Origin of the sequence: Bartonella sp. P0282, assembly GCF_048452985.1 — a bacterium.
GTDB lineage: Bacteria > Pseudomonadota > Alphaproteobacteria > Rhizobiales > Rhizobiaceae > Bartonella > Bartonella choladocola.
This window is the reverse complement of record NZ_WTFO01000002.1, coordinates 57,673-81,506: the sequence shown is the minus strand read 5'-3', so window position 1 is coordinate 81,506 and position 23,834 is coordinate 57,673. Positions and strand designations below refer to the sequence as shown.

Annotated in this window: 23 protein-coding genes; 15 read left to right on the top strand and 8 right to left on the bottom strand. The window is 46.2% G+C overall.

Annotation, left to right across the window (positions count from 1 at the left end; genetic code table 11):
- Positions 1-18 precede the first annotated feature (18 nt).
- Positions 19-546 (top strand): hypothetical protein, encoded by a 528-nt coding sequence (locus GQS64_RS05715; protein WP_198230954.1) that lies wholly within the window; start codon positions 19-21, stop codon positions 544-546.
- 47 nt (positions 547-593) lie between these two features.
- Here GQS64_RS05715 and GQS64_RS05710 read toward each other — a convergent pair whose 3' ends face one another.
- Positions 594-764: a hypothetical protein gene (locus GQS64_RS05710; protein WP_198230953.1), complete on the bottom strand. Its 171-nt coding sequence runs from the start codon at positions 762-764 to the stop codon at positions 594-596.
- A gap of 715 nt (positions 765-1,479) precedes the next feature.
- Between GQS64_RS05710 and GQS64_RS05705 the strand changes: the two genes are divergently transcribed.
- The 6 genes from GQS64_RS05705 to GQS64_RS05680 all read left to right on the top strand — a co-directional run bounded on the left by GQS64_RS05705 (position 1,480) and on the right by GQS64_RS05680 (position 6,858).
- Complete coding sequence (locus tag GQS64_RS05705; protein ID WP_198230952.1) at positions 1,480-2,241, top strand: SDR family oxidoreductase; 762 nt, start codon at positions 1,480-1,482, stop codon at positions 2,239-2,241.
- Positions 2,242-2,243: 2 nt separating this feature from the next.
- A complete protein-coding gene (gene uvrC, locus GQS64_RS05700; RefSeq protein ID WP_198230951.1) occupies positions 2,244-4,256 on the top strand; it encodes an excinuclease ABC subunit UvrC in 2,013 nt (670 codons plus the stop codon).
- A gap of 171 nt (positions 4,257-4,427) precedes the next feature.
- Positions 4,428-5,009: a CDP-diacylglycerol--glycerol-3-phosphate 3-phosphatidyltransferase gene (gene pgsA, locus GQS64_RS05695; RefSeq protein ID WP_077991759.1), complete on the top strand. Its 582-nt coding sequence runs from the start codon at positions 4,428-4,430 to the stop codon at positions 5,007-5,009.
- A gap of 9 nt (positions 5,010-5,018) precedes the next feature.
- A complete protein-coding gene (gene moaD / locus GQS64_RS05690; protein ID WP_077991757.1) occupies positions 5,019-5,270 on the top strand; it encodes a molybdopterin converting factor subunit 1 in 252 nt (83 codons plus the stop codon).
- Positions 5,271-5,273: 3 nt separating this feature from the next.
- A complete protein-coding gene (locus GQS64_RS05685) occupies positions 5,274-5,753 on the top strand; it encodes a molybdenum cofactor biosynthesis protein MoaE (protein WP_198230950.1) in 480 nt (159 codons plus the stop codon).
- 250 nt (positions 5,754-6,003) lie between these two features.
- Entirely contained in the window at positions 6,004-6,858 is an 855-nt protein-coding gene (locus GQS64_RS05680) for a YbaY family lipoprotein (protein WP_198230949.1), read from the top strand.
- A gap of 151 nt (positions 6,859-7,009) precedes the next feature.
- On the opposite strand, the gene ndk is transcribed toward GQS64_RS05680, so the two are convergent.
- Complete coding sequence (gene ndk / locus GQS64_RS05675) at positions 7,010-7,432, bottom strand: nucleoside-diphosphate kinase (protein ID WP_077991751.1); 423 nt, start codon at positions 7,430-7,432, stop codon at positions 7,010-7,012.
- Between the two features lie 216 nt (positions 7,433-7,648).
- On the opposite strand from ndk, the gene GQS64_RS05670 reads away from it, so the two are divergent.
- Both GQS64_RS05670 and GQS64_RS05665 read left to right on the top strand, forming a co-directional pair.
- Positions 7,649-9,535: an ABC-F family ATP-binding cassette domain-containing protein gene (locus tag GQS64_RS05670; protein WP_077991743.1), complete on the top strand. Its 1,887-nt coding sequence runs from the start codon at positions 7,649-7,651 to the stop codon at positions 9,533-9,535.
- A gap of 625 nt (positions 9,536-10,160) precedes the next feature.
- Positions 10,161-11,450, top strand: coding sequence for an MFS transporter (locus GQS64_RS05665; protein WP_198230948.1), 1,290 nt, complete (start codon positions 10,161-10,163; stop codon positions 11,448-11,450).
- Positions 11,451-11,463: 13 nt separating this feature from the next.
- Here the strand turns inward: GQS64_RS05665 and GQS64_RS05660 are convergent, their stop codons facing one another.
- The 4 genes from GQS64_RS05660 to GQS64_RS05645 are packed head-to-tail and all read right to left on the bottom strand — an operon-like array spanning position 11,464 to position 13,826.
- Complete coding sequence (locus GQS64_RS05660; RefSeq protein WP_198230947.1) at positions 11,464-11,724, bottom strand: hypothetical protein; 261 nt, start codon at positions 11,722-11,724, stop codon at positions 11,464-11,466.
- Complete coding sequence (locus tag GQS64_RS05655) at positions 11,721-11,888, bottom strand: hypothetical protein (RefSeq protein ID WP_198230946.1); 168 nt, start codon at positions 11,886-11,888, stop codon at positions 11,721-11,723. Before GQS64_RS05655 ends, GQS64_RS05660 begins: the two co-directional genes overlap by 4 nt.
- Complete coding sequence (locus tag GQS64_RS05650) at positions 11,888-12,337, bottom strand: DNA polymerase III subunit chi (protein WP_077991739.1); 450 nt, start codon at positions 12,335-12,337, stop codon at positions 11,888-11,890. Before GQS64_RS05650 ends, GQS64_RS05655 begins: the two co-directional genes overlap by 1 nt.
- Position 12,338: 1 nt before the next feature.
- Positions 12,339-13,826: a leucyl aminopeptidase gene (locus GQS64_RS05645; protein WP_198230945.1), complete on the bottom strand. Its 1,488-nt coding sequence runs from the start codon at positions 13,824-13,826 to the stop codon at positions 12,339-12,341.
- A gap of 353 nt (positions 13,827-14,179) precedes the next feature.
- Here GQS64_RS05645 and lptF point away from each other — a divergent pair, with 353 nt between their 5' ends.
- From lptF to rsmA, 6 genes are all read left to right on the top strand, one after another.
- The gene (gene lptF, locus GQS64_RS05640) at positions 14,180-15,370 is read left to right on the top strand and encodes an LPS export ABC transporter permease LptF (RefSeq protein ID WP_077994497.1); all 1,191 of its coding nucleotides are present in this window, start codon (positions 14,180-14,182) and stop codon (positions 15,368-15,370) included.
- Positions 15,367-16,458 carry an LPS export ABC transporter permease LptG gene (gene lptG / locus GQS64_RS05635; RefSeq protein ID WP_198230944.1) on the top strand — a complete coding sequence of 364 codons (1,092 nt, stop codon included), beginning with the start codon at positions 15,367-15,369 and terminating at the stop codon, positions 16,456-16,458. The genes lptF and lptG overlap by 4 nt, the downstream gene beginning before the upstream one ends.
- Complete coding sequence (locus GQS64_RS05630) at positions 16,459-18,822, top strand: LPS-assembly protein LptD (RefSeq protein ID WP_077991734.1); 2,364 nt, start codon at positions 16,459-16,461, stop codon at positions 18,820-18,822.
- Between the two features lie 106 nt (positions 18,823-18,928).
- Entirely contained in the window at positions 18,929-19,900 is a 972-nt protein-coding gene (locus GQS64_RS05625) for a peptidylprolyl isomerase (protein WP_198230943.1), read from the top strand.
- A complete protein-coding gene (gene pdxA, locus GQS64_RS05620; RefSeq protein ID WP_198230942.1) occupies positions 19,900-20,907 on the top strand; it encodes a 4-hydroxythreonine-4-phosphate dehydrogenase PdxA in 1,008 nt (335 codons plus the stop codon). The genes GQS64_RS05625 and pdxA overlap by 1 nt, the downstream gene beginning before the upstream one ends.
- Positions 20,904-21,740 (top strand): 16S rRNA (adenine(1518)-N(6)/adenine(1519)-N(6))-dimethyltransferase RsmA, encoded by an 837-nt coding sequence (rsmA, locus tag GQS64_RS05615; protein ID WP_198230941.1) that lies wholly within the window; start codon positions 20,904-20,906, stop codon positions 21,738-21,740. Before pdxA ends, rsmA begins: the two co-directional genes overlap by 4 nt.
- Positions 21,741-21,972: 232 nt before the next feature.
- Here rsmA and gmk read toward each other — a convergent pair whose 3' ends face one another.
- Together gmk and GQS64_RS05605 are read right to left on the bottom strand one after the other, a co-directional pair.
- The gene (gmk, locus tag GQS64_RS05610) at positions 21,973-22,641 is read right to left on the bottom strand and encodes a guanylate kinase (RefSeq protein WP_198230940.1); all 669 of its coding nucleotides are present in this window, start codon (positions 22,639-22,641) and stop codon (positions 21,973-21,975) included.
- Between the two features lie 60 nt (positions 22,642-22,701).
- Positions 22,702-23,589 (bottom strand): YicC/YloC family endoribonuclease, encoded by an 888-nt coding sequence (locus tag GQS64_RS05605; RefSeq protein WP_198230939.1) that lies wholly within the window; start codon positions 23,587-23,589, stop codon positions 22,702-22,704.
- Positions 23,590-23,834: the final 245 nt, after the last annotated feature.

The following is a 23,834-nucleotide window of genomic DNA, read 5'->3' as shown; positions in this document are numbered from 1 at the left end:
CTTGACGGAATAGCGACAATGAAACATATTGCAGGAATAAATGGTCAACGTGGAATAATCATGCACAAGTCATCGTTCTTTAATGCAAGTTTTCGCAAAGTTTTGTCTCTCTCGGTTTTCGGGCTTGGCTTCTACGCCTACGTGAATTCTGCAACAGCAGCCGACTTGGCAACATCGCTTGCTCCCCGTTCGCAAGCCTCTTCAGTCAACGATGCGGGCGTGTGTGGTTATAAACGCATTCTTTGGGAAGTCGGTTACAAATTCCGTCATGAGGTGCGTAACGTTCCGGGTCTGCCGCCCGTTCATATCGAACATGTTACAGATATAACAATGGGCCGTGGCGAAAATCCGGCTACAAAGCTCAATATTCCCCGCCAATTTTGCCGTGCGACAGCCATTATGAATGACGGGTCAAGCTATCCGCTTTATTATATGGTGGAATATGGTCAGGGCTTCACAGGTGTAAGTGGCTACAATGTCGAATTCTGCGTTGAAGGTTTCGACAAATGGCGAATTCAGGACGGTAACTGTCGGGCAGTCAAATAATAAAAGCCGGACACGCGCTGCCTCTCTTCTCCGTTCCCGTCTTGTGATTATACAAGTTTCATAACACGTTCTGAGGACTTCGATCTGAAATGCCAGTTCTCGGCAAAGTTGCGCATACCATTCTCCCGATCAAGAATCCTTCCGATCTCTGGCGATGAAATCATTTCGGGCGGGCAGCATTTTACAAGTGTCCTGAACAGATTATCAGCAGCACGCATTGCTATTTCCGATCATCTGCTTGTTGGCTGCGATCGCACATTTTAAAATGTCGTCCCGAAAGCGGAATATCGGGGCTTGCGAGCCAAAGCTTGAGTGGTTTATTCCGACTGTGGTCATGAATATCTCTCTCGTGTTGAAGGTTTTACAACGAGATCTGCTATGATATAGGGCGTGTTATTTTTTCCCGAATAGACAAGATAAAAGTTGAACAGACAAATTCATATATCCGGCGAGGTTGAAAAGCCGGTATCACCAACATCCCGCACATTGAACCCTAGTTCTGCCTGACAATGATTTTGTGGAGCTTGTTTAAAAAATATTGCGTTTGGTGGAAAACTCCAGTGACGAAAATCAATTTCCGACAAACGGGCGCTTGAGTGACTGTGGTTCACTGCCAGATATTTTTCTCACTAATATACGCGCATTCATAAATTCAAAATCGCAATGTTATCGGGCAATATCACCGCTTTTCATATCTGATGAATTAGTCCGTCAGAATCCGGTAAGTTTAGTGTTACAAATAGAGCCTTCATCTATGAACCGATGATAACACATAAAAGCGCACGTTTTTTGCTTCACCGCATGGGTGATTTGTTTTGTGATTTTACAAGCCTTGATTTCACCGAAAAATATCGCCATTTTGGATTGTAATGTTCCAAACTTGTTGCGAGCCTGGATATTACACAAAATTGTCAATGGAAACTGTTTGATTAAATGGAAAAGAGGCGTCCTGTTGTTCTGATTACAGGCGGTGCCAAACGTTTAGGCGCCGCAATGGCGCTTGATCTGGCTGCAAACGGTTTTGATCTCGCGATTCATTACAATGAAGCACGGCAGGAGGCCGATGCACTTCTGCATAAATTGGAAGCTTCCGGAGCCAAAGCTTTATCTTTTCAATCCGATCTTTTGAAAACCCATGGCAGAGGTCTTGTCGAAACAGTAACGGAAAAAATGGGACCGGTTGAAATTCTTGTCAACAATGCTTCGCTATTTCTCGATGATGGTATCGGCGCACTTGATATGAATGTTTGGGATAACCATTTTGCTATACATGTAAAAACGCCCGCTCTATTGGCCGACCGTATGTTTGTTTTATTACCGGAAAACCTCAAAGGTTTGATCGTCAATATTATTGACCAAAGGGTATTGAAGCTTAACCCCAACTTTTTGTCATACACATTATCCAAGTCGACCTTATGGACATTGACGAGAACTCTGGCTCAAGCACTTGCACCGCGTGTTCGGGTCAACGCTATCGGTCCGGGACCGACGCTTAAAAGTTCGAGACAGGATGAAGACGATTTTGTAAGACAAGCGCATTCTGTTTTGCTGGAACACGGGCCTGACTTGGCCGAATTTGGTGCAACAATACGTTATTTTTGGTGTCAAACATCAATAACCGGACAAATGATTGCATTGGATGGCGGGCAACATTTAATGTGGCAAACGCCCGATATTGCAGGACGAAATGAATAATTATGAACTCCCTGACCGAACAAAACACTGATGCCGCTAAAAATCAGGAAGCGAAATCAGGTGAAGATCAACATTCGCGCTCCGACGGCCCCGATATTATCTGGGATAAGGGTGGTTTCAAAAATGATGATCTGAAGCTCACCGGTGCACCGCTCATTCAGGAATTTGTCAAAAATCTGCCGAACAAGCCCGGAGTATACCGGATGTTCGACAAGGATGGAAACGTCCTTTATGTCGGCAAAGCGCGGAATCTGAAAAAACGTGTGTCGAATTATGCGCGTGGACACGGACACAACAACCGCATCGCGCGCATGATAAGAGCCACCCATTATATGGAATTTGTGGTTACCAGTACAGAAACCGAAGCCCTTCTTCTGGAAGCCAATCTCATCAAGCGGTTGCGCCCGCGTTTTAATGTTCTGCTGCGCGATGATAAAAGCTTTCCCTATATTATCATTACGCGCGACACACGCGCTCCTGCTATCTATAAACACCGTGGTGCACGCTCTCGCAAAGGCGATTATTTTGGTCCCTTTGCGTCTGCCGGTGCTGTAACGCGAACAATCAATGCTATGCAAAGAGCGTTTTTGCTCAGAACATGCACCGACGCAGTTATGGAATCACGCACGAGACCCTGCCTGCTCTATCAGATTAAAAGATGTTCGGCTCCTTGTACTCACGAAATCAGTGACGCCGATTACATGAAACTTGTCGACGAGGCGGAAGCGTTTCTTTCGGGAAAAAGTCAGGCTATTCAAGACAATATGGCAAAAATCATGCGGGAAGCTGCCGATAAACTCGACTTTGAAAGAGCCGCGGTCTATCGCGACCGTTTGTCTGCCCTGTCCCATATTCAGGGACATCAGGAAATCAACCCGCAAACTGTCGACGAAGCAGATGTTTTCGCGATCGCCCAACAGGGCGGCATGACCTGCATTCAGGTGTTCTTCTTCAGAACCGGACAGAACTGGGGAAACCGTTCCTATTTTCCGAAAGCCGACCCTTCAATTTCTGCTCCCGAAGTGCTCGGCGCTTTTCTTGCCCAATTTTATGACGACAAGCCGGTACCGAAGCTTATTCTGCTTTCCGACCATGTCGAGGAAGAAGAATTGCTTGCTACAGCCCTTTCCGAAAAAGCAGAGCGCAAAGTAACAATATCGGTGCCGCAAAGGGGTGAAAGAAAATCACTGGTTGAACATGCGCTGACCAACGCACGCGAAGCTTTGGGACGTCGGCTTGCTGAAACTTCAACACAGGATAAACTGTTGCAAGGAGTTGCAGAGACTTTCGGACTTGAAAAAGTACCCCGCCGTATCGAAGTCTACGATAACTCGCATATTATGGGAACCAATGCGGTGGGCGGCATGATCGTTGCCGGACGCGAAGGTTTTATCAAGAATCAATATAGAAAATTCAATATCCGTTCGACCGATATTACACCGGGTGACGACTTCGGTATGATGAAGGAAGTTATCGACCGGCGGTTCAAAAGGCTTATCAAAGAGCATGGTATACCGGTACCCCAAGCCGATGATACTTCGGCCAATGACGACAGTTTTCCTGCATGGCCCGATATTATTCTGATTGATGGTGGCGAAGGCCAGATGACAGTTGTGCACGAGATGCTCAGAGAACTCGGCATTGACGATGTTGTTACAGCTATCGGTGTTGCAAAAGGTGTTGATCGCGAGGCAGGACGGGAACGGTTTTTTGTTTCCGGTCGCCCGCCTTTCATGTTACCACCGCGCGACCCTGTCCTTTATTTTCTTGAGCGTTTGCGCGATGAAGCACACAGATTTGCCATCGGCACCCACCGCATAAAACGTAAAAAAGAAATGATGAAGAATCCGCTCGACGAAGTGGAAGGCATCGGACCGGCACGCAAGCGTGCCCTGCTTGGCCATTTTGGAACTGCAAAAGCCGTCGCAGGCGCGGCGGTGGAAGATTTGATGAAAGTTGAAGGAATCTCGGCAGCAACAGCTCAACAAATTCATGATCATTTTAATGAAAGATAATGCTTGTTTCTGACGATTCTATCGCTAATTAATAGAGGTAACTTGATTCAATTGGTACGCTCTTCTCAAAAAGGGTATATTTGATTGCTTTTTTAAGTTCACCCGATCGGCCGCTTTGTTCGTTTTGTTTTCAAGCAGCCTCAAGACGTTAAAAGGATTGAATACGGCAGAATGAAAAATCATACTTTATCGTTGCCAAACATCCTTACCTATGCACGCATTGTTGCCGTACCGCTTGTTGTCTTGTGCTTTTTTGTGGAAGGCCGTCTGCAATCGACCGATACAGCACGCTGGTGGGCGGTTATCATATTTGTGGTCGCCTCTATTACAGATTTTTTCGACGGTTATCTTGCGCGCGTCTGGAAACAGACCTCGAATATCGGTCGTATGCTTGATCCGATTGCAGACAAACTTCTTGTTTCGGCCTGCCTTCTGTTGCTAGCCGCTGATGGTACAATTGCCGGTTGGGCGCTTTGGGCGGCAATCATCATTCTTTGCCGCGAAATTCTGGTTTCAGGATTACGTGAATATCTGGCATCACTCAAAGTCAGTGTTCCGGTTTCGCGATTGGCAAAATGGAAAACGACCGTGCAAATGTTTTCCATTGTTTTTCTGCTTGCCGGCCCTGCCGGTGACAAAGTTATTCCTTATGCCACCGAATTTGGCCTTGTCATGTTGTGGGTCGCCGCTATTCTTACACTATGGACGGGCTGGGATTATTTCCGCGCCGGTCTTAAACACGTGATTGATTGAAGGATACGCATGAAATTACAATATTTTGCATGGGTTCGCGAACGTATCGGTCGCGGAGAAGAAACTCTTGAATTACCGCAGAATGTCAAAACGGTAGATGATCTTCTCTCCTATCTCAAAACCCTTGGGGAAAACTATGCTTTCGCTCTGGAGAACCCGGAGCTTATACGCGTGGCTATTGATGAAGAACATGTCGATCACGATAGCCTCATTGGAAATTCGCATGAAATTGCACTTTTTCCGCCGATGACAGGTGGTTGAAACATGAAAATTAAAATCTCTGTCCAGCCGCAAGATTTTGACATGGGTGTCGAAGTCGACAAAATCCGCAATCACTCTGCCTCGGTGGGTGGTATTGTGGCTTTTTGCGGTTTATGCCGAAGCGAAGGCGGGCGTCTTTCTGCTCTCGAAATCGAACATTATCCGGGAATGGCCGAGAAACGCATCAAACAGATTGTTGACGATGCCTCGACGCGCTGGTCACTGGAAGGCGTCACGGTTATCCACCGTTTCGGGACAATCAAGGTCGGGGAACAAATTGTTCTGGTTGTAACCGCCTCCCCTCACCGGCGGGAAGCCTTTGACGCGGCGAACTTCATTATGGATTTTTTGAAAACCGAAGCTCCGTTCTGGAAGAAAGAACATCTTCGTGACGGGACACCACAAAACTGGGTTGAAGCCAAAGCGACTGATGAACATACGAAGGTGAGATGGCAAAAAAAGTCCGGGCAATCGAAAAAATAATGCAAACCGTTTTTTTTAAAAGCAATGCTTGTAAAACCATTGTCTTTTATCGGGGAATAGAGAAGTAAACAACGAACAAATATATCCGCAGGTTTTGGTGGATCACAGGTCATTGTGCCTTATTTTTTCCAGAAAAAGAGGCATACTTATGAGGTAGCGCGTTGACGTACTGTCGGCAGCTACGGTGGTTCAATCAAACGGGGGCATTGACCATTGATATATCTGTGTTCAACAGGGGTAACATCAATTCATGAAACGACATATTCTGGCGGCTTTTACATTTGGCGCGACAGCGCTGGCAAGTGTTTCTCTCGTTGTTCTACCGGCGTTTATAATGAATACAGTTGTACCTACCTATAGCGTTGCATCGGAAACATTAACCATTCATGGTGATGTCACCTATCTCCAGCGGATAGAACTTCCGCAACATGCCTATCTCGTTGTTCAACTGGTCGATGTTACCAATGCTGATGGACCCTTCCCTATCGTTGCAGAAATCGCGCAACAGCCTAATGGTTCGGTTCCTATCGAATTTGATCTTCCGGTCGATCAGGCCAATATTGCTCCACAACACAAATACGCGCTTCAGGCTCGCATTGCCGTCGGCGATGTTTTATGGTTTGTAAGCGATGAAAGAAAGATGATTGTTCCCGAAGATAAAAACGCTCGTTATGAACTTGTATTGGGCATGGTCAATCAATCGACAACAACACCGAAACCCGTTTCAACGACAATTTCCGGACATGAATGGAAAGTCGAAGATATGTTCGGAACCGGCATTATCGACAATTCCCATCTGACTGTCGCCGTCGAGCCGAAAGCTGAAGATAAAAAGGCCGGTGACCACCCGAAATATCGTATAACCGGCAGTGGCGGCTGTAATCGTTATACAACCTCTGCTGTTATTGATGACGAGAGAGACATTATCTCGTTCGACCCGCCAGCTATGACTTTCATGGCCTGCGCAGAAGCGATTTCGCAACAGGAAAGCCGCTTCATCGAAATGCTTGCCAAAGCAAAATCCTACATGTTCGATGATCTGGGCCGACTTATTTTGAAAGATGAAAATGGCAATTATGTTGCCCGCCTTGTGCCGGATCTCTGACCTGTCGAAAAACAGAAAGAAACTTAAAAAAATACAAAATTTAGCAACTATCGGGAAACTCTGTCTTCCGGTTTTCAATGCCAACCGAATAAAAAGCCCGGTATCAGTTCCGGGCTTTATTATTACTCGAATTTTTTCAGTGACGTCATCATCAGCCGACAATTTCAGTGCCGGAAAACCAATAGGCAATTTCTTCTTTGGCTGTTGCGGGCGAATCGGAACCGTGAACCGAGTTTTCCCCGATCGACAAAGCGAATGTTTTGCGGATTGTCCCCTCGGCAGCATCTTTCGGATTGGTCGCACCCATGATTTCACGGTTTTTGGCAATGGCATTTTCGCCTTCAAGCACCTGAACAATTGTCGGGCCAGATGACATGAACTCTGTCAATTCGCCAAAAAACGGACGGTCTTTATGAACAGCATAAAAGCCTTCCGCTTCACGCAAACTCATCCACACACGTTTGGAAGCGACAACGCGCAAGCCTGCCTCCTCAAGCATCTTGGTGATGGCACCCGTAAGATTACGACGTGTTGCATCGGGTTTAATCATTGAAAAAGTGCGTTCTATAGCCATTTTGCCACCTTTATAAATATATTTTCAGTTGCGTCTCTATAACCGTATAACCGACATTTGCCAAGTAAAACCCTTTTCCCGTTAAGGCACAATTCGACAAATTATATGCATTATTTCGACTTGATAACGACTTTGAGCCTTTAACAAGTTTGTTAAACAATTATTGCAGCGATTTTTCTTGCCTTCGGTTCAAAACCCATGCAAAAGCCTTAGGTTATGTTGATATTGAACGATATTACAGTCCGCATAGCCGGGCGTCTCCTGATTGACCATTCCAGCGCCACGCTCCCTACGGGAACGAAAACCGGCTTTGTCGGCCATAATGGTGCAGGCAAGTCAACGCTTTTCCGTGTCATTATGGGTGATCTTGCGCCGGAAACAGGCGATGTTACCATCCCCAAAGATACCCGCATCGGACAGGTTGCACAGGAAGCTCCCGGAACTGATGATTCGCTCATTTCTATTGTCCTTGCGGCCGATAAAGAACGTACAGCATTGCTGAAGGAAGCCGAAACCGCAACCGACCCGATGCGAATTGCCGCAATTCATGCGCGTCTTGGCGACATCGGTGCGCATTCTGCCGAAGCACGCGCCGCCAGCATTCTATCGGGATTGGGATTTGATGCGGATGCCCAGCAGAGACCGGCATCGTCCTTTTCCGGAGGATGGCGTATGCGCGTTGCACTTGCTGCGGTTCTTTTTTCCGAACCCGATTTGCTCCTGCTCGATGAGCCGACAAACTACCTTGATCTTGAAGGAACACTCTGGCTTATCGAATATATACGCCGTTACCCCTATTCAGTCATTATCATCAGTCACGATCGCGAATTGCTCAACAGTGCTACAAACTCTATTTTGCACCTTGAGAATAAAAAATTGACCCTCTGGCGTGGCAATTATGACCAATTTGAACGCCAGCACGCCGAAACAAAAGAACTCCAACTGAAGCAGGCGGCTAAACAGGAAGCCCATCGCAAGCATATGGAGGATTTTGTCCGGCGTTTTCGTGCCAAAGCAACCAAAGCAAGACAGGCACAATCTCGCTTGAAGGCTTTGGAAAAACTGAAACCTGTCAGCGTATGGCAAGATGAACACGTCCAGCCTTTTTCATTCCCTTCTGCTGAAAAGATAGCCGCCTCGCCAATTATAGCATTATCGAAAGTCGATGTCGGATATGAAGCGGGAAAACCGGTATTAAAAGGCCTTGACCTTAGAATAGATAATGACGACAGAATTGCACTTCTGGGGGCAAACGGAAACGGTAAATCCACTTTGGCAAAATTGCTTGCAGGGCGCCTCAAACCCGAAGCCGGAACGATAACGGTTTCCCCCAATCTGAAAGTTGCATTTTTTGCCCAGCATCAGATGGATGATTTGAGGCCGGAAGAAAATCCGATCGAGCATGTACGCCGCCTCATGCCGAAACAACCGGAAGCAAAAATTCGCGCGGCCGTTGCCCGCATGGGCTTGTCCACCGAGAAAATGATGACAAAAGCCAAAGAGTTGTCAGGTGGTGAAAAAGCCCGCTTGCTCATGGGACTTGCAACTTTTGAAGGACCGAATCTTCTCATCCTCGATGAACCGACCAATCACCTCGATATTGACAGCCGTGAAGCTCTTGTAATGGCACTCAATGATTTTGAAGGCGCAGTCATTCTCATCGCGCATGACCGTCACCTTATCGAAGCAACAGCCGACCGGCTTTGGCTTGTAAGTAACGGAACAGTTCATCCCTATGAAGGCGATATGGATGATTATCGCAATGACATATTGGGCCTCACAAAAGCAAAATCCGTAGTCAAAGAAGAAAAACAGGCCACCCCGCAAAAATCAAAAAATGAACAACGCAAGGCCAGTGCCGAAAAACGCGCAGAACTGGCGCCGCTCAAAAAACAGATAACAGATACCGAAGCCTTGATAGAAAGGCTGCAAAAACTGATTGCGCGTCTGGACGGCGAGCTTGCAAAGCCTGATCTTTATGCAAAATCGCCCGAAAAAGGCGCGGAGCTTGCTAAAGAACGCGCAGATGCTGCAAGCAGGCTTGAAGACGCTGAAAGCCGCTGGCTTAAAATGAGTAGCGATTACGAGGACGCTATCGGGTAACAAGTCATGTAATATTACCCGCAGCAAGCAATATATTATCTATTGCTCAACCACCCGATAAAGCCGGAAAAACAGGCTTTATCGGGTTCTTTTTAATGTCAGGTCAACCATGAAGAACGGAAAATTTAGTCTGCAATGAACAGATTAAAGATCATATTCAAGTGTTTTCATGAAATTCCGTAAGCCGATTTCATTTGCAACCATATCGAGCTGCAAGCTCTCGTGGTAAATCAATATCGCCTGACGACAGGCGGTAAGTTCAATTTTATACTTGTCGAACCGCCATTCATCACATTTCCCAAGCTGCCAGCACCTGCCGTTTAAACGTTAAAAATATAGATAAAGTGCCTCATCATATAATTTTCGCCATAAATTTCTTGGTGTGAGCGAAGCGGCAAAAAGCTGTTATTCGCCAAAACCGAAGAGATACCCCGCTTAAAGCAAAATAAAAGCCGGAACAGATAATCGCTCACGTCTACAGCCTTAAAACCCGACATGTCGATTGTTTTATCGTTCATCACATTTTTTATTTAAACGAGACTCGACACAACAAAGAAATTTTTATAACTATTGTAAACTATTTTTATAATTTCATTACGATTAATAGGGTGGAGACTTTCCAATCATGTCAACAGCTATCGTCGAAGAAAATGCCCAACCCCATAATTCGGTTGCGCAGATTTTGCTTGCCAGTATGATCGGCACGACAATCGAGTTTTTCGATTTTTATGTCTTTGCAACGGCAGCAGCACTTCTGTTTCCCGTACTATTTTTTCCGAAGGGCGATCCGACTGTTGCGCTTCTAAGTTCTTTTGCCATTTTTTCGGCAGCGTTCTTCGCACGTCCTTTAGGATCAATCGTTTTCGGTCATTATGGTGACAAATTGGGTCGCAAAGTGACACTCGTTGCTGCATTGCTGACGATGGGTATTTCGACTGTTCTTATCGGTTTTCTACCGACATATGAATCCATTGGCTGGTACGCCCCGTTATTGCTGACACTCTGCCGTTTCGGTCAGGGTCTTGGTCTGGGAGGTGAATGGGGCGGCGCTGTTTTGCTGGCAACAGAAAACGCACCAAAGGAAAAACGTGGCTGGTATGCAATGTTCCCACAATTGGGTGCGCCCATAGGACTTATCCTTTCTGCCGGTACATTCTGGTTCATGTGGAATTTTTTAAGCGAAAGCCAACGTTTTGAATGGGGATGGCGGCTACCTTTTATTGCTTCGATTATCCTGATTATTATCGGCCTTTGGGTACGCCTTTCTATCAGCGAAACGCCCGAATTCAAAAAAGCGATAGAGCGTGCCGAACGCGTCAAAGTGCCATTGATCGATGTCTTTGTTAAATATCCGCGGGCGCTTTTCCTCGGCAGCTTTGCCGGTATGACCACCTTTGTATTGTTCTACCTGTGCAGCGCATATTTGTTATCCTATTCAACCCACCACCTTCACCTCACTTTCGGCCAAGCACTCGAAATCCAGATGGTTGGTGCTGTATTCTTCGGCCTTCTCATTCCGTTTTCAGGAAAAATATCCGACCGTATCGGACGCCGCACTCTGATGATCTGGGTTACGATTTTTATCGGGCTTTTTTCTTTTCTCATGCCCTATCTTTTGGATGGAGGCGTGTTCGGAAGCTTTATACTTTCAGCCGTCGGCCTTGGCCTGATGGGGCTGACCTATGGTCCGATCGGAGCAGCACTTGCCTCGCCGTTCCCCACAACAATCAGATATACCGGTGCGTCGATGACATTCAACTTTGCGGGAATTGTCGGTGCATCATTTGCTCCTTATATTGCCGAGACACTCGTCCAGAATTTCGGCACCGCTTATATCGGTTATTATCTGTTACTGAGTTCCTTTATCTCTCTGGCATGTTTTGTAGGCTTTACCGACAAAGAAATTTCTCACTGATAAATTAAAAATATCAGGCGAGCAAAAATAGGAAAAATAGCAGTGGCAGCAAAAAAGCTGCCACTGCTATTTTTTTCGGCATAACCGATGGTAAAACCAGATGAAGTAAAAGGGCCACCAGAACTGTTGTAGAGATAAAAATAACATTGGCTGCAAAGGCTATATTTTCGATATGGAACGTAGCTGATAAAATACGGGTCGAGCCAATCCATGACGTTATCAGGAAAGCGAAGAAAACAGCCCAGATAAGATGTAATAGCCGGATAAAATTCATCTGTCCCGATTTTTTCTGGTGGCTCTCATAATTGTACAAACGCCGAGTGCGATAATAATAACGAAAACCCACCGTCCGCCGCCGGAACCGTCTTCAATAAATTTTTCCGGATAGATCAAACCGGCCAAACCGATAAAAATAAGAATAACAGGGGTTATGCGCATCAGGCTTTTTTCTCCCAACGACGATCTTCGGTTTGTTGCCAATAAGTTAGCTGATGATTTTGTTCTTTATAGGATTTCCATTGTCTTCGTGCTTCTGCAAGAAGTTCCTGATCGCGGCCATCGAACATGACGACCAGACGCTCATAATTTTGCGGGTTGGAACAATCCGCGCCCTCGACCAGAAAACGCACCTGCGAACCATTCGGGTTTTCCTCTCCCACCGTCAGATATACCGGCTGAAGATCCGGAAATTTATCGCGTTCCGTTCCGTGACCGATAAACGAATCGTCAGCATAGACCCACAGGTAGGAATCCATTGCATCGCGACGTTCATCGCTCATAAACTGGATTGTCACTTTCCAGTGCCGCGCCAAAGAACGCTCGACAAGCCCTGGCAGGGCTTCATCAAGCGTTGATTGGGTCAAATGGTAGAAAAGGATTTCTGCCACCTCAAGCCTCGTAATTGTCACTAATCAGCCGGTCAAGCAAGCGGACACCGAAGCCCGAAGCCCAGGATTGGTTATATTCGTTCAACGGTGCTTCCATCGCAGTACCCGCAATATCAAGATGCGCCCAAGCGGTTTCGCCCACAAAACGTTGCAAAAATTGAGCTGCGGTAATCGAACCGGCATGACGGCCACAACTGTTTCTCATATCCGCAACTTTGGAATCGACAATTTTGTCATAGGTCTCGCTCAAAGGCATCCGCCACAGCTTTTCACCCGTTTTATACCCTGCATTCACAAGAAGACCGGCCAATTCATCCTGATTACTGAAAAGCCCTGCATATTCGGTTCCCAGTGCAACCATAATTGCACCGGTCAAAGTGGCGAGATCCACCATAATTGCAGGCTTGAAACGCTCTTTGGTATAAAATAATGCGTCCGAAAGAACCAGCCGGCCTTCGGCATCTGTATTGATAACTTCAATTGTCTGCCCCGACATCGACGTGACAATATCACCGGGGCGTTGGGCGTTTGCGTCAGGCATATTTTCAACAAGCCCTATCACACCGACCACATTGGCTTTGGCTTTTCGCGAAGCAACAGCTTTCAACAAGCCGGTAACGGCCGCAGCCCCGCCCATGTCGCCTTTCATTCCTTCCATGCCTGCACCCGATTTCAAGGAAATGCCACCGGAGTCAAAAACCACCCCCTTGCCGACAAATGCCAATGGGCGATCTTTGGCTTTTCCCCCTTGCCACTGCATGACCGCAAGATAGGGCGGACGTTTGGAACCGCGCGCTACACCAAGCAAAGCCCCCATGCCCAGTTTTTTCATATCTTTTTCGTCGAGGATTTCAACTTTCACGCCGATCTTTTCGAGTTTCTCGACTTCCTTGACAAACTCTTTGGTTCCCAGAATGTTGGCAGGCTGATTGACAAGATCGCGTGCAAGAAGAACCGAATCGGCAAGCGAATTTGCTCTTTCAATAAGAGCCTCGCCTGCTTTTGCATCCTCCAACTGGAGGACAAGTTTCATCGCCTTTGTGTGGCTATCTTTGGTCTTTGAAACGGTTTTATAGTCATCAAACGAATAATTGCGCAGCCTTAGCCCTAAAACAAAGTCGAGAATGTTTTCGTCTTTTAATTTTTCACCGGCTACAGTCAGGTAAATATCGGCTGAATCAGTATCTTTGAGGGATGCAAATGCTGCACCGCCAATTTTGATCCAATCGTCACCGTCAAGCTGTTCGGTATTGCCAATACCAAGAAGAACCAACCGGTCAAAACCCTTTTTGCCGTCACAAACTTCATCGACAACTTCAAGTTTTTTCCCTTTGAAGCCGCGTACCGAAACAATCCTTTCGATCAGTGCTTTTCCCACCATTTTTTCGACTTCAAAAGTGGTTTTCCTGTTTTCGTTAACAAGAACAACAACTGTCGCTTTCTTCGGCGCGGAAACCGTATTGCTATCTATTAAAATATCTTTTTGCATTCAATAACTCCTGCCAATTGCTGATTTAAAGCCGTAAATTCGCATAATCATATCGCTCGGCTTGCATTTAATCTTGTCTTTAATATCGAAACCGGAAGTGCAGTGTGACCTGTCGGCACTAAAATGTATTTTTTTGTCCTGTGCACTGCAAGATGTCTTTTGCCATCTTGCAACTTAACCGTCACTTGTGGCAAAAGAAAATTGTTAAGAAGCGGTTAACTAATTTTTTTTGCCTCTTGTTAGATTCATTATGATATTTGACAGAAAAGAGAAATGAACGGTTTGGATATGAATTCCCGCTTCTAAAAAGCTGGATGTCATGAATTTTGATAGTGAGGATGTATTTTTCGCCAATGCGCATTATTGAACTATACATCCTTCGGCGCGTTTTTGTTCTGTTTGCAGCAGTTCTGCTAGCGGCTGTCGGCATTAGCTGGACGGTGCAGGTTCTTTCCAGAATCAACTTCCTGACGACAAGTGGCCAGACTGTTTTTACTATTCTTCAATTTTCATCTTTATTTATTCCGTCGGTCATTCCCCTCGTCATTCCCTTCGCTTTGGTTATTGCGATAGCGCAAACCTTATCGACGATGAATCAGGATTCGGAACTCGTAGTTATCAATGCTTCGGGAGCACCAAGGGGAACCGTCTGGAAACCGATTCTCATCCTCGCAGTGCTGGCGGCTTGTTGTTCATTTGTGATTACCAATTTCATCAGCCCGCAGGCGCGTATCACCATGCGGCAAATGATGGCCACAACACATTCCGACCTTATCAATGTTTTTATTCAGGAAGGGAACTTTCGCGAATTAACCGATGATCTTTATATGGAAATTGGCGAACGTCACGATGACGGCACAATCGGGCGGCTTTTTATTGCCGACCAGCGAGACCCTTCTACCGACCTTTATTATTATGCCGTAAACGGTTCTATCGTCAGCAATGATAATGGGGATTTTCTTATCCTTAATAATGGCGAAGTACAAAGACGTGATAATAAGGCCGAAACCGTGTCGATTATCAAGTTCGGCTCTTATACATTCAACCTCAGCGATTTCACCGCGAGTGATGGAACACCGACTATTTTTCCGAAAGATCGCCCGCTCGTCTATTTGTTTCATCCCGATGCCAATGATTCTTATTTTCAAAGGCGTCCGTTGCAATATACCGCAGAATTACACCGTCGCTTCACCGATTGGCTTTACCCGATTGTTTTTGCCTTGATTGCTTTGGCAGTGGCAGGTGATGCACGCTCGCAGCGTCAGGCTCGTATTTCGGCATCGTTTTCCGCAATTTCGCTTTCGCTCCTCGTTTATGCGGTCGGCTATTTCTTTGGCGACCGTGCCGACAATGATCTCGGCTATATACCGCTTTTATATATTTTGCCGATCGGCGTTTGCGCTTTCATTGCCTTCCTGTTTATAACGAATCGAAAAATGACACTTCCCGACCGGTTCAGTGACAAACTTCTGACCGGTATGAAGCGGATTAGAGCAAAAATTTTCCGTCACAAACAATCTGATGTCAACGGAGGCGCATCATGATCGGTTGGACCTTGGGACGGTATTTTTTTACAAGATATGTAAAAACCACAATTTATTTTCTGCTCGGAATCTTCGTTCTGTCGCTGCTGATTGATTTCACGATCAATGCCGGGCGACTGGCAGGGCTACCCGGCTATTCGGCATTCGGAGCACTGGCTATCTCGGCACTGCGTATTCCTTTTAATATGCAACAGTTATTTCCGTTTGTTGCTCTGTTTTCGGCAATGGCAACGTTGATTACATTGAACAGAAAAATGGAACTTGTCGTTACGCGCTCTATCGGTGTTTCGGCATGGCAGTTCTTGACGCCTTTGTGTTTCGGCGCATTCTTATTCGGCCTTTTCGGAGTCATCGTCGTCAATCCGATCGCAGCCTGGGGAACATCGCAGTCGGAAAAAATACTTTCCGAGTGGAAAGGTAAAAATGTCGAGGCAACTGTGGATAACGAACGTGTTCCATGGTTAACGCAAAGAACCGATGTCGGCATTACAACCATAGGTACAAAATCGACTGCTGACGGCGGCTTGACACTGGTAGATACGACCTTCGTCGAATATAATGACGATGCGACAATCAAGGATTGGCTCAATGCCACACGTGCACACCTCACACACGGCTATTGGCTGCTCGAAAGTGGTGCTCGCTACAGGGCTGGCCATGAGCCTGAAAATTTTACACAATTGAAGATTCCGACAAATCTGAGACCGGAATTTGTCGAAGAAAAATTGGCCGATCCGGCAACCATCCCTTTTTACGATTTGCCCAGAAAAATTGAAATCGCCAGATCATTCGGTTATTCGGCCAATTCGTTCGATATGCAGTTGCAATCTCTGATTGCACTTCCTGCTCTTCTTATTGCGATGACATTGATCGCAGCAACTGTTACATTGAAATTTGTAAGGTTTGGTCAATCACGTACAATGATTTTGGGTGGAATCATTGCCGGGTTCGTGCTTTATGTAGTCACGGTTCTTGTGCAGGCTTTTGGCAAGGCGGCTTACGTGCCACCTGTCATTGCTGCTTGGGTGCCGGTTGTTATTGCGTTATTTTTTGGTATATCCTTTTTGTTGCATAAAGAGGATGGCTAGGTGAGACAATTGACAAGTGGAATGAAAATTTCAAACAGCCTCAGGGCGTTGGCACTCGGTACCGCATTGGGTTGCTCTTTGGGTATAGGCGCAGTTTATGTTGCTTCTGCCCAGGACTTCAGTGCTATGAAAGCCACGCATCAAACTGATCCTAACGCACGTATGTTGCTTTCAGCAGACGAGCTTGTCTATGATCGTGATGCCAATACGGTCACCGCACAAGGCAATGTGCAGATCGAATATGATGGCAACCGCATTGTCGCCCGTAAAGTTGTCTATAACCAGAAAACGAATCGCGTTCTGGCCGAAGGTGATGTTGAAATTGTCCAGCCTGACGGGAGCAAATATTATTCCCAGCAAATCGATATGACCGATGATCTGGGGGAAGGCTTCGTCAATTCTCTCAGAGCCGAAACACCGGATAACACACGATTTGCAGCAGTGAGTGCCGAACGCAGCGGCGGGCAGATGACTGTCTTCAATCGCGGTGCTTATACTGCCTGCGAACCCTGCTATTATAAGCCCGATAAGGATGTCCTCTGGCAGATTAAAGCGAAAAAGATCATCTGGAATGGCGCAACCAAAACAATGCGTTTCGAGGATAGCCATTTCGAGTTTTTCGGCTTGCCGGTTGCATGGTTTCCGGTTTTTGAAATGCCGGATCCGACAGTCAAACGCAAAACAGGTCTTTTAACCCCGAATTTTGTTTATACCAATGATCTGGGTTTCGGTGTCCGTAATTCCTATTTCTGGAATCTGGCTCCCAATTATGATTTTACACTTTCCGCAACCGGCTACACCAATCAAGGGCTGCTGACCGAAGGCGAATGGCGCCACCGTTTGGAAACCGGTACATATAATATCCGTTTTGCCCATATTTATCAGGCAAATCCTGATGATTTCGACCATGATACGATTGATAGCAATAACGATAATCGTTATATGGTGGCAACCAAAGGTGATTTCCGGATCAATTCCAATTGGACATATGGATGGGATATTCTAGCCCAATCGGATAGAAATTTCAGCCGCACCTATGATCTGGAAGGCTACAAAAACGATGTATTCCGTTCCCAGATCTATTTGGAAGGTCTTGCCGGACGTAACTATTTCGATATGCGCTTTTATCACTTTGAAGTGCAGGATTCGATGCTGAAGGATAATCCAAGCGAACGTTATACACGCCAACCATGGGTTCTTCCCCGCATTGACTATTCTTTTATACCTGACGAAGCAGTCTATGGCGGCGAATTCACCTTCCATGCCAATGTACAATCTATCTACCGTGATAAAGCGGATTTTGCATTTGCCGACTGGCAAGGACGCCCGCTTAATACGGCAAGACTTGCGGGTATGTCCGGAACAGATTTCCGCTTGACCTCCGACGTTGAATGGAAAAGAAGCCTGATTAGTCAAGGCGGTCTGGTGTTTACACCAATTCTGGCATTGCGTGGTGATGGTATAGGTGCGGACGCCCATGGTAATTATGGCGGCTACATGACAGATGGCAGCTATAGCCAGTTGGATATAAAATCGGGTGCTTTCCGCGGGATTGCAACTGCGGGACTGGATTTGCGCTATCCCCTGCTCTTTACTGCCGGTAATTCCACCCATGTCATCGAGCCGATCGCGCAAATTTTCATTCGCAATAATGAACAATATACCGGGCGCCTGCCTAACGAAGATGCCCAAAGCTTTGTCTTTGATGCCACAACATTATTTCAACGCGACAAATTTTCCGGTTATGATCGTGCAGAAGGTGGAACGCGCTCGAATGTCGGTCTGAGATATTCCGGTAACTTCGACAACGGGTGGTCGCTATACGGTCTGGCCGGTCAATCTTTCCAGATTTTCGGGAAAAACTCTTATAACGCCAAAGATTTCGTTAGCGTCGGGGCTGATTCAGGGCTGGAAAGCGCCCGTTCCGATTACGTTGCCATGATCGGTGCAAGCAATGAACATGGTTTTGCAATAGCCTCGCGTGGCCGTTTCGACAATGATTCCGGTTCGATACGGCGCGGCGAAGTAGAAGCTTCACAAAACTGGAAGCGGGTATCGCTTTCCTCGCAATACGCTTATATTCAAAGTCAGCCGGATTATGGCTATGCTCAGGATCGTCAGGAAGTCAGCCTCTATGGCAATTATAAATTCACAGAACATTGGTCGATTCATGCAAATTCAAGTTACGACCTTGTTTCCGATACTTTCGTGAGATTAGGCACGGGCGTGAATTATCTTGACGAATGTTTCGGCTTCAATCTCGGTTATTCTCAAACCCGTAACCCTTGGGAAAACGAGCCAAAGCATACATTCGGCTTTCTGTTGTCTTTCCGTACTGTTGCAGACATCGGCAAGGCCATGTAACAGTGTAAGTCAAGACGAGCGTCTTTTGGTGAATTCATGTTTTTATGATAAGAACAATATATCGATTATTTGTTGAAAAATTGGCAAAAAGCGGAAGCTAGAAACAATGAAGAAGATAAAAAACAGCTCATTGGCATTATGTATTGCGTCGCTCATGGGCGTAACTTTTTTACACAGCAACGCCTTTTGTGCACCACGAGCCCAGCAGGCCGGAGTTTCGGCGCAAACGGCTGTCGCCGTCATTGTTAATGGTAATGCAATTACCAATTATGACATTCAAAGGCGTGCTGCCTTCCTTAAATTGCAAAGAAAAACAGGAAATCTGACTGCGCAAGCCAAGGACGAACTTATTGAAGAAATGCTCAAGCGCGTCGAAATGAAAAAACGCAATATCGACGTTTCGGACGACGAGGTAAACAAGGCATTTATGGGCTTTGCCGAACGAAATCATATGACTGTGGCACAGCTTACAGATATGTTGGGCCAAGCCGGTGTAACAGCCGACCATTTTAAAAATTATATTCGCGTCCAGATGGGATGGGGGCGTTTGGTCAGTGCACGTTATCGCGTCGAGGGCGGAATTATTTCCGAACAGGAAGCCGTACAGCGTATGTTGAAAAACGGTGGCGTTAAACCTACCGCTAACGAATACGAATTGCAGCAAGTTATTTTTGTTGTTCCAAGTGACCGACGCAATGCAATATTGGGAAAAAGGAAGCAGGACGCCGAATTATTCCGCTCGAAATTTTCCGGTTGCAGCAATCTTAAACAACAAGCAACAACTATGCTTGATGTCACTGTGCGTAACCTCGGCCGCGTGCTTGAGCCTCAATTGCCGGAAGAGTGGGAAAAAGCAATCAAGGCAACTCCTGTCGGGCGCATGACCCCACCACAGGAAACTGCAAGGGGCGTTGAAGCCATTGCCGTTTGCAATATTAAAAAGGTTTCGGACGATAAAGTCGCTCAATTGGTCTTTACTATTCAGGACAATGAAAAGTCCGGAGATAAAAAGGCCGAGGACTTAAGTGAAAAATATGTGAAGGAATTGCGGTCGAAAGCCCGCATTGAAAATCCTTGATGCCTGTCCTTGCCGTCAGTAGTGGTGATCCTGCAGGAATCGGACTGGAAATTGCACTGAAAGCCTGGCAATTACGCCATTTTCGCCAGATACCGGCTTTTTTTGTTCTGGCTGACCCTGATATGGTCGCAAAGACAATTTCATTATTGAAAATGGATGTCCGCTCTGCGGTTGTCGATATTGACGCGGTCGAGAAAAAATTTGACGCGACTTTCCCGATTGTCGCATTAAATAACCGGCAATCGGCTGAACCGGGGCAACCTTCTTCAAAAAATGCAGCCGGAATTGTGGAAGCGATAGAACGCGGTGTTCGATTTGTGCACTCGAAAAAGGCATGTGCATTGGTTACGTGTCCGATAGCAAAAAAAATTCTTTATGATGCAGGCTTTCATTTTCCCGGTCACACAGAATTTTTAGCCGATCTCGCGGCAAAGCTTGATGGACGGCCTTATAAACCGGTTATGATGCTTGCCGGTCCTGAATTAAAAACCGTTCCGGTAACTGTCCACATTGCTATAAAAGAAGTTCCACACTCTTTAACCAAGGAATTGTTGGTCGAAACAGGGCGTATCGTTGCACGGGATTTATCCGAAAAGTTTGCTATAAAAACTCCACGACTGGCAATAGCCGGCCTTAACCCGCACGCCGGTGAAGGTGGTGCGATGGGGCACGAGGAAGAAACCGTTATCAAACCGGCGATGGACATTTTGCGCTCCGAGGGAATCGAGCTTATTGGTCCACTTCCGTCAGATACCATGTTCAATGCCCGTGCTCGCGAAAATTACGATGCTGCGTTGTGTATGTATCACGATCAGGCATTGATACCGGTTAAAACAATCGGGTTCGATGACACCGTCAACGTCACTCTGGGGCTGCCTTTTGTTCGCAGTTCCCCCGATCATGGAACAGCTTTTGATATAGCAGGAAAAGGAATAGCTTCACCTGAAAGCTTCATCGCCGCTTTGAAGCTTGCCGACAAACTTGCAAAAAACACGCACCAGTCATGACAATAGATTCACTCCCTCCTTTACGTGAAGTCATTGAAAAATTCGGCTTGAGTGCAAAAAAATCGCTTGGACAAAATTTTCTGTTCGATCTCAACTTGACCGCAAAAATAGCACGTCAGGCGGGTGACATAGCCGGAAAGCCGGTATTGGAAATAGGACCCGGTCCTGGCGGCTTGACGCGCGCCCTGCTCGCTCAAGGTGCAATTGTGACGGTCATCGAACGCGACACACGTTGCATTGCCGCGTTAGAAGAAATTGCTGGAATCTATCCTGATCGCCTGCGCATCATTTCAGGTGATGCACTTGTCGAAGACTATCAAAGCCTTTTTAATGGCACTGAAAAGCCTGCAATTGTTGCCAATCTTCCATATAATATCGGAACCGAACTTCTGATACGTTGGCTTTCAGCCGAACCTTGGCCGCCTTTTTATAAGTCCATGACATTGATGTTTCAAAAAGAAGTGGCCGAACGTATTGTGGCACTCCCCGGTTCCCCGCATTACGGCCGCTTGGGCGTTCTTGCCGGATGGCGCACATATTCGCGCATAATGTTCGATGTTCCAAGACAAGCCTTTACACCTCCCCCTAAAGTAACCTCCTCGATCGTTCACATCATACCGAATGATAATCCGCCACTCTGTAACCTGCATTATCTGGAAAATGTGACCAAAGCGGCATTCGGACAGAGACGCAAAATGCTCCGCCAAAGTCTCAAATCGCTCGGTGGCGAGTCTTTACTTGAAAAAGCGGGAATCGACGGCACAAGAAGAGCTGAAACACTCGATATAAAAGAATTTGTAGACCTTGCCAAAGCCCTTGAAGAACAAGGATAGAGCTTTTACCGCTTCAGAAAAACAACCGCCAGCAGACAAATTCCAGAGAGCACGCTACCCTCACTTTTCTATCAAGCAATATTGTTTGCAAACGATCAATTATTTTCGCTTCTCGAACCAAAACATGAGGCAATATTTTCGTGAAATGTCGCAAAACACCGAAAGGCGATTTATCGGGCAGCGTCATGTATCATTGACACTGCCAATGGCTGATATTCTCGTTCAGACCAAATTATTCCACTTTTTCATTCAATAAGCCATTTATGAAAGAAGTGAGGTAGAGACAGCGGCGTCTTTTCATTGCCTCGGCCAGATGGATGGCTTTTATAAGGGAAAATGACTGTTCGAGATCTTCGTTAATTATCACATAATCATATGATTTATAATGCTCGATCTCTCCTCGTGCATTATGGAGCCTGAGGTCAATCACATCTTTTGAATCTTCTCCACGTCCGGTTAAACGTGATTTCAACTCCTTCATCGAAGGTGGCAAAATAAAGATGGAGACAACATCATTCGGCATTTTTTCCTGTAATTGTCTGGCGCCTTGGTAATCAATGTCGAAAAGCATATCACGGCCTGCGGCGAGAGCTGTATCCACCGTTTCGCGTAATGTACCGTAAAAATGGCCGTGAACTTCCGCCCATTCTATCAATTCGTCATTATCGCGCTTCTCTTTGAATTCTTTTTCGCTGATGAAGTGATAATGAACACCATTAATTTCGCTCGGTCTTGGTTCTCGCGTCGTAACGCTAACCGATAATCCAAGATGACCGTCTTCCAATAATAAACGCGACAATGTGGACTTACCGGCACCCGATGGTGATGAAATCACCAACAATACACCGCGTCGTGTTCCCGCATTTTTCAAATTGAGTTCGCGTTCAGATGTATTTCCCATTGTCCATTCCTTCATTAATCGTCATAAAGCAGTAAAGCCCCAAGCGCCATGACTTTTCATTTATTCAACGTTCTGGATTTGCTCGCGCAACTGGTCAATCACCGCTTTCAATGACAGCCCAATGGTCGAGAGCGAGGCTGTATGCGCCTTCGAGCACAGAGTATTGGCTTCACGGTTGAATTCCTGAGCAAGAAAATCCAGCCTCCTACCGACCGGTTCATTCAATCCGAGCAAATATCGTGCAGCTTCGACATGCCCGTCAAGACGGTCTAGTTCCTCCTGAATGTCGACTTTTGTAGCCAGCAAAACCGCTTCCATTTCCAATCTCTGGCTGTCGAATTTGTCACCGGCTCCGAGAAGACAGTCAATAAGCTCTTTTAACCGGTCTTTTATTGCTTCTTGTGTTCGCGCCGGATCATTGCGTGCTTCATTGACCAGTTTTTCAATATTATCTATCTGGCCTGACAGAATCTTTTGAAGATTGCCCCCTTCTTTTTCGCGGGCAAATTTGAGTTCATTAAGGGCTTTTTCAAATCCGCCCACGATAGCCCGCTTCAGATCCTCGTTTTCGACTGTTTCATTCTCCGGCGTACCGTATTCAAGGATACCTTTCATATTCAACAAGCCGTCGATCGTGGGTTTTTGAATCCCGTATGTCTGTTCGAGTTCGTCGGATAACTTCAATACCCAATCGAGATACTCCCGATTGATTTTCGGGTGGGAATTGCCCGCAGCAAAAGACACATTAAGCGAGCAATTTATATTGCCCCTCGAAAAAAACTCGGACGCCTTTTTTTTCAATTCATATTCAATAGTGTCAATGGCAATGGTCGAGTGAAATCTCAAATCCAGATTCCTGCCGTTAACCGAACGCGTTTCCCAAACAATTGTCGCGTTTTCCGCTGTCATCATTGATCGGGAAAATCCTGTCATACTCTGCAATGTCACTAAACTCCTGTTAAATATTGTTGCCCCCTCAAACAACATTTCTGAAAACTAACGGGTGAAAACAGTCATAGAACATTCCCACGGTGGTGAGACATTCAAACTTTTTACAATTACAGACGGGAAAAGCGATCCTTCGACAGAACCGGTCTGTGATTTCTGTCGAGCTATGCCGATCGCTGTTTTATTTTCTACAAAATCACATTTCCGCACACCATCTTCAAGCACTTTGGTTTTTAAGTTTTTCC

What these genes read in the sequence shown, in the direction of transcription:
- ndk (WP_077991751.1), bottom strand. Translation starts at nt 7,432, where the DNA reads ATGGCTATAGAACGCACTTTTTCAATGATTAAACCCGATGCAACACGT.
- lptF (WP_077994497.1), top strand. Translation starts at nt 14,180, where the DNA reads ATGCGCATTATTGAACTATACATCCTTCGGCGCGTTTTTGTTCTGTTT.
- GQS64_RS05680 (WP_198230949.1), top strand. Translation starts at nt 6,004, where the DNA reads ATGAAACGACATATTCTGGCGGCTTTTACATTTGGCGCGACAGCGCTG.
- GQS64_RS05625 (WP_198230943.1), top strand. Translation starts at nt 18,929, where the DNA reads ATGAAGAAGATAAAAAACAGCTCATTGGCATTATGTATTGCGTCGCTC.
- lptG (WP_198230944.1), top strand. Translation starts at nt 15,367, where the DNA reads ATGATCGGTTGGACCTTGGGACGGTATTTTTTTACAAGATATGTAAAA.
- GQS64_RS05710 (WP_198230953.1), bottom strand. Translation starts at nt 764, where the DNA reads ATGCGTGCTGCTGATAATCTGTTCAGGACACTTGTAAAATGCTGCCCG.
- rsmA (WP_198230941.1), top strand. Translation starts at nt 20,904, where the DNA reads ATGACAATAGATTCACTCCCTCCTTTACGTGAAGTCATTGAAAAATTC.
- GQS64_RS05705 (WP_198230952.1), top strand. Translation starts at nt 1,480, where the DNA reads ATGGAAAAGAGGCGTCCTGTTGTTCTGATTACAGGCGGTGCCAAACGT.
- GQS64_RS05670 (WP_077991743.1), top strand. Translation starts at nt 7,649, where the DNA reads ATGTTGATATTGAACGATATTACAGTCCGCATAGCCGGGCGTCTCCTG.
- GQS64_RS05715 (WP_198230954.1), top strand. Translation starts at nt 19, where the DNA reads ATGAAACATATTGCAGGAATAAATGGTCAACGTGGAATAATCATGCAC.
- gmk (WP_198230940.1), bottom strand. Translation starts at nt 22,641, where the DNA reads ATGGGAAATACATCTGAACGCGAACTCAATTTGAAAAATGCGGGAACA.
- GQS64_RS05655 (WP_198230946.1), bottom strand. Translation starts at nt 11,888, where the DNA reads ATGCGCATAACCCCTGTTATTCTTATTTTTATCGGTTTGGCCGGTTTG.
- GQS64_RS05665 (WP_198230948.1), top strand. Translation starts at nt 10,161, where the DNA reads ATGTCAACAGCTATCGTCGAAGAAAATGCCCAACCCCATAATTCGGTT.
- GQS64_RS05645 (WP_198230945.1), bottom strand. Translation starts at nt 13,826, where the DNA reads ATGCAAAAAGATATTTTAATAGATAGCAATACGGTTTCCGCGCCGAAG.
- uvrC (WP_198230951.1), top strand. Translation starts at nt 2,244, where the DNA reads ATGAACTCCCTGACCGAACAAAACACTGATGCCGCTAAAAATCAGGAA.
- GQS64_RS05685 (WP_198230950.1), top strand. Translation starts at nt 5,274, where the DNA reads ATGAAAATTAAAATCTCTGTCCAGCCGCAAGATTTTGACATGGGTGTC.
- pgsA (WP_077991759.1), top strand. Translation starts at nt 4,428, where the DNA reads ATGAAAAATCATACTTTATCGTTGCCAAACATCCTTACCTATGCACGC.
- GQS64_RS05660 (WP_198230947.1), bottom strand. Translation starts at nt 11,724, where the DNA reads ATGAATTTTATCCGGCTATTACATCTTATCTGGGCTGTTTTCTTCGCT.
- moaD (WP_077991757.1), top strand. Translation starts at nt 5,019, where the DNA reads ATGAAATTACAATATTTTGCATGGGTTCGCGAACGTATCGGTCGCGGA.
- pdxA (WP_198230942.1), top strand. Translation starts at nt 19,900, where the DNA reads ATGCCTGTCCTTGCCGTCAGTAGTGGTGATCCTGCAGGAATCGGACTG.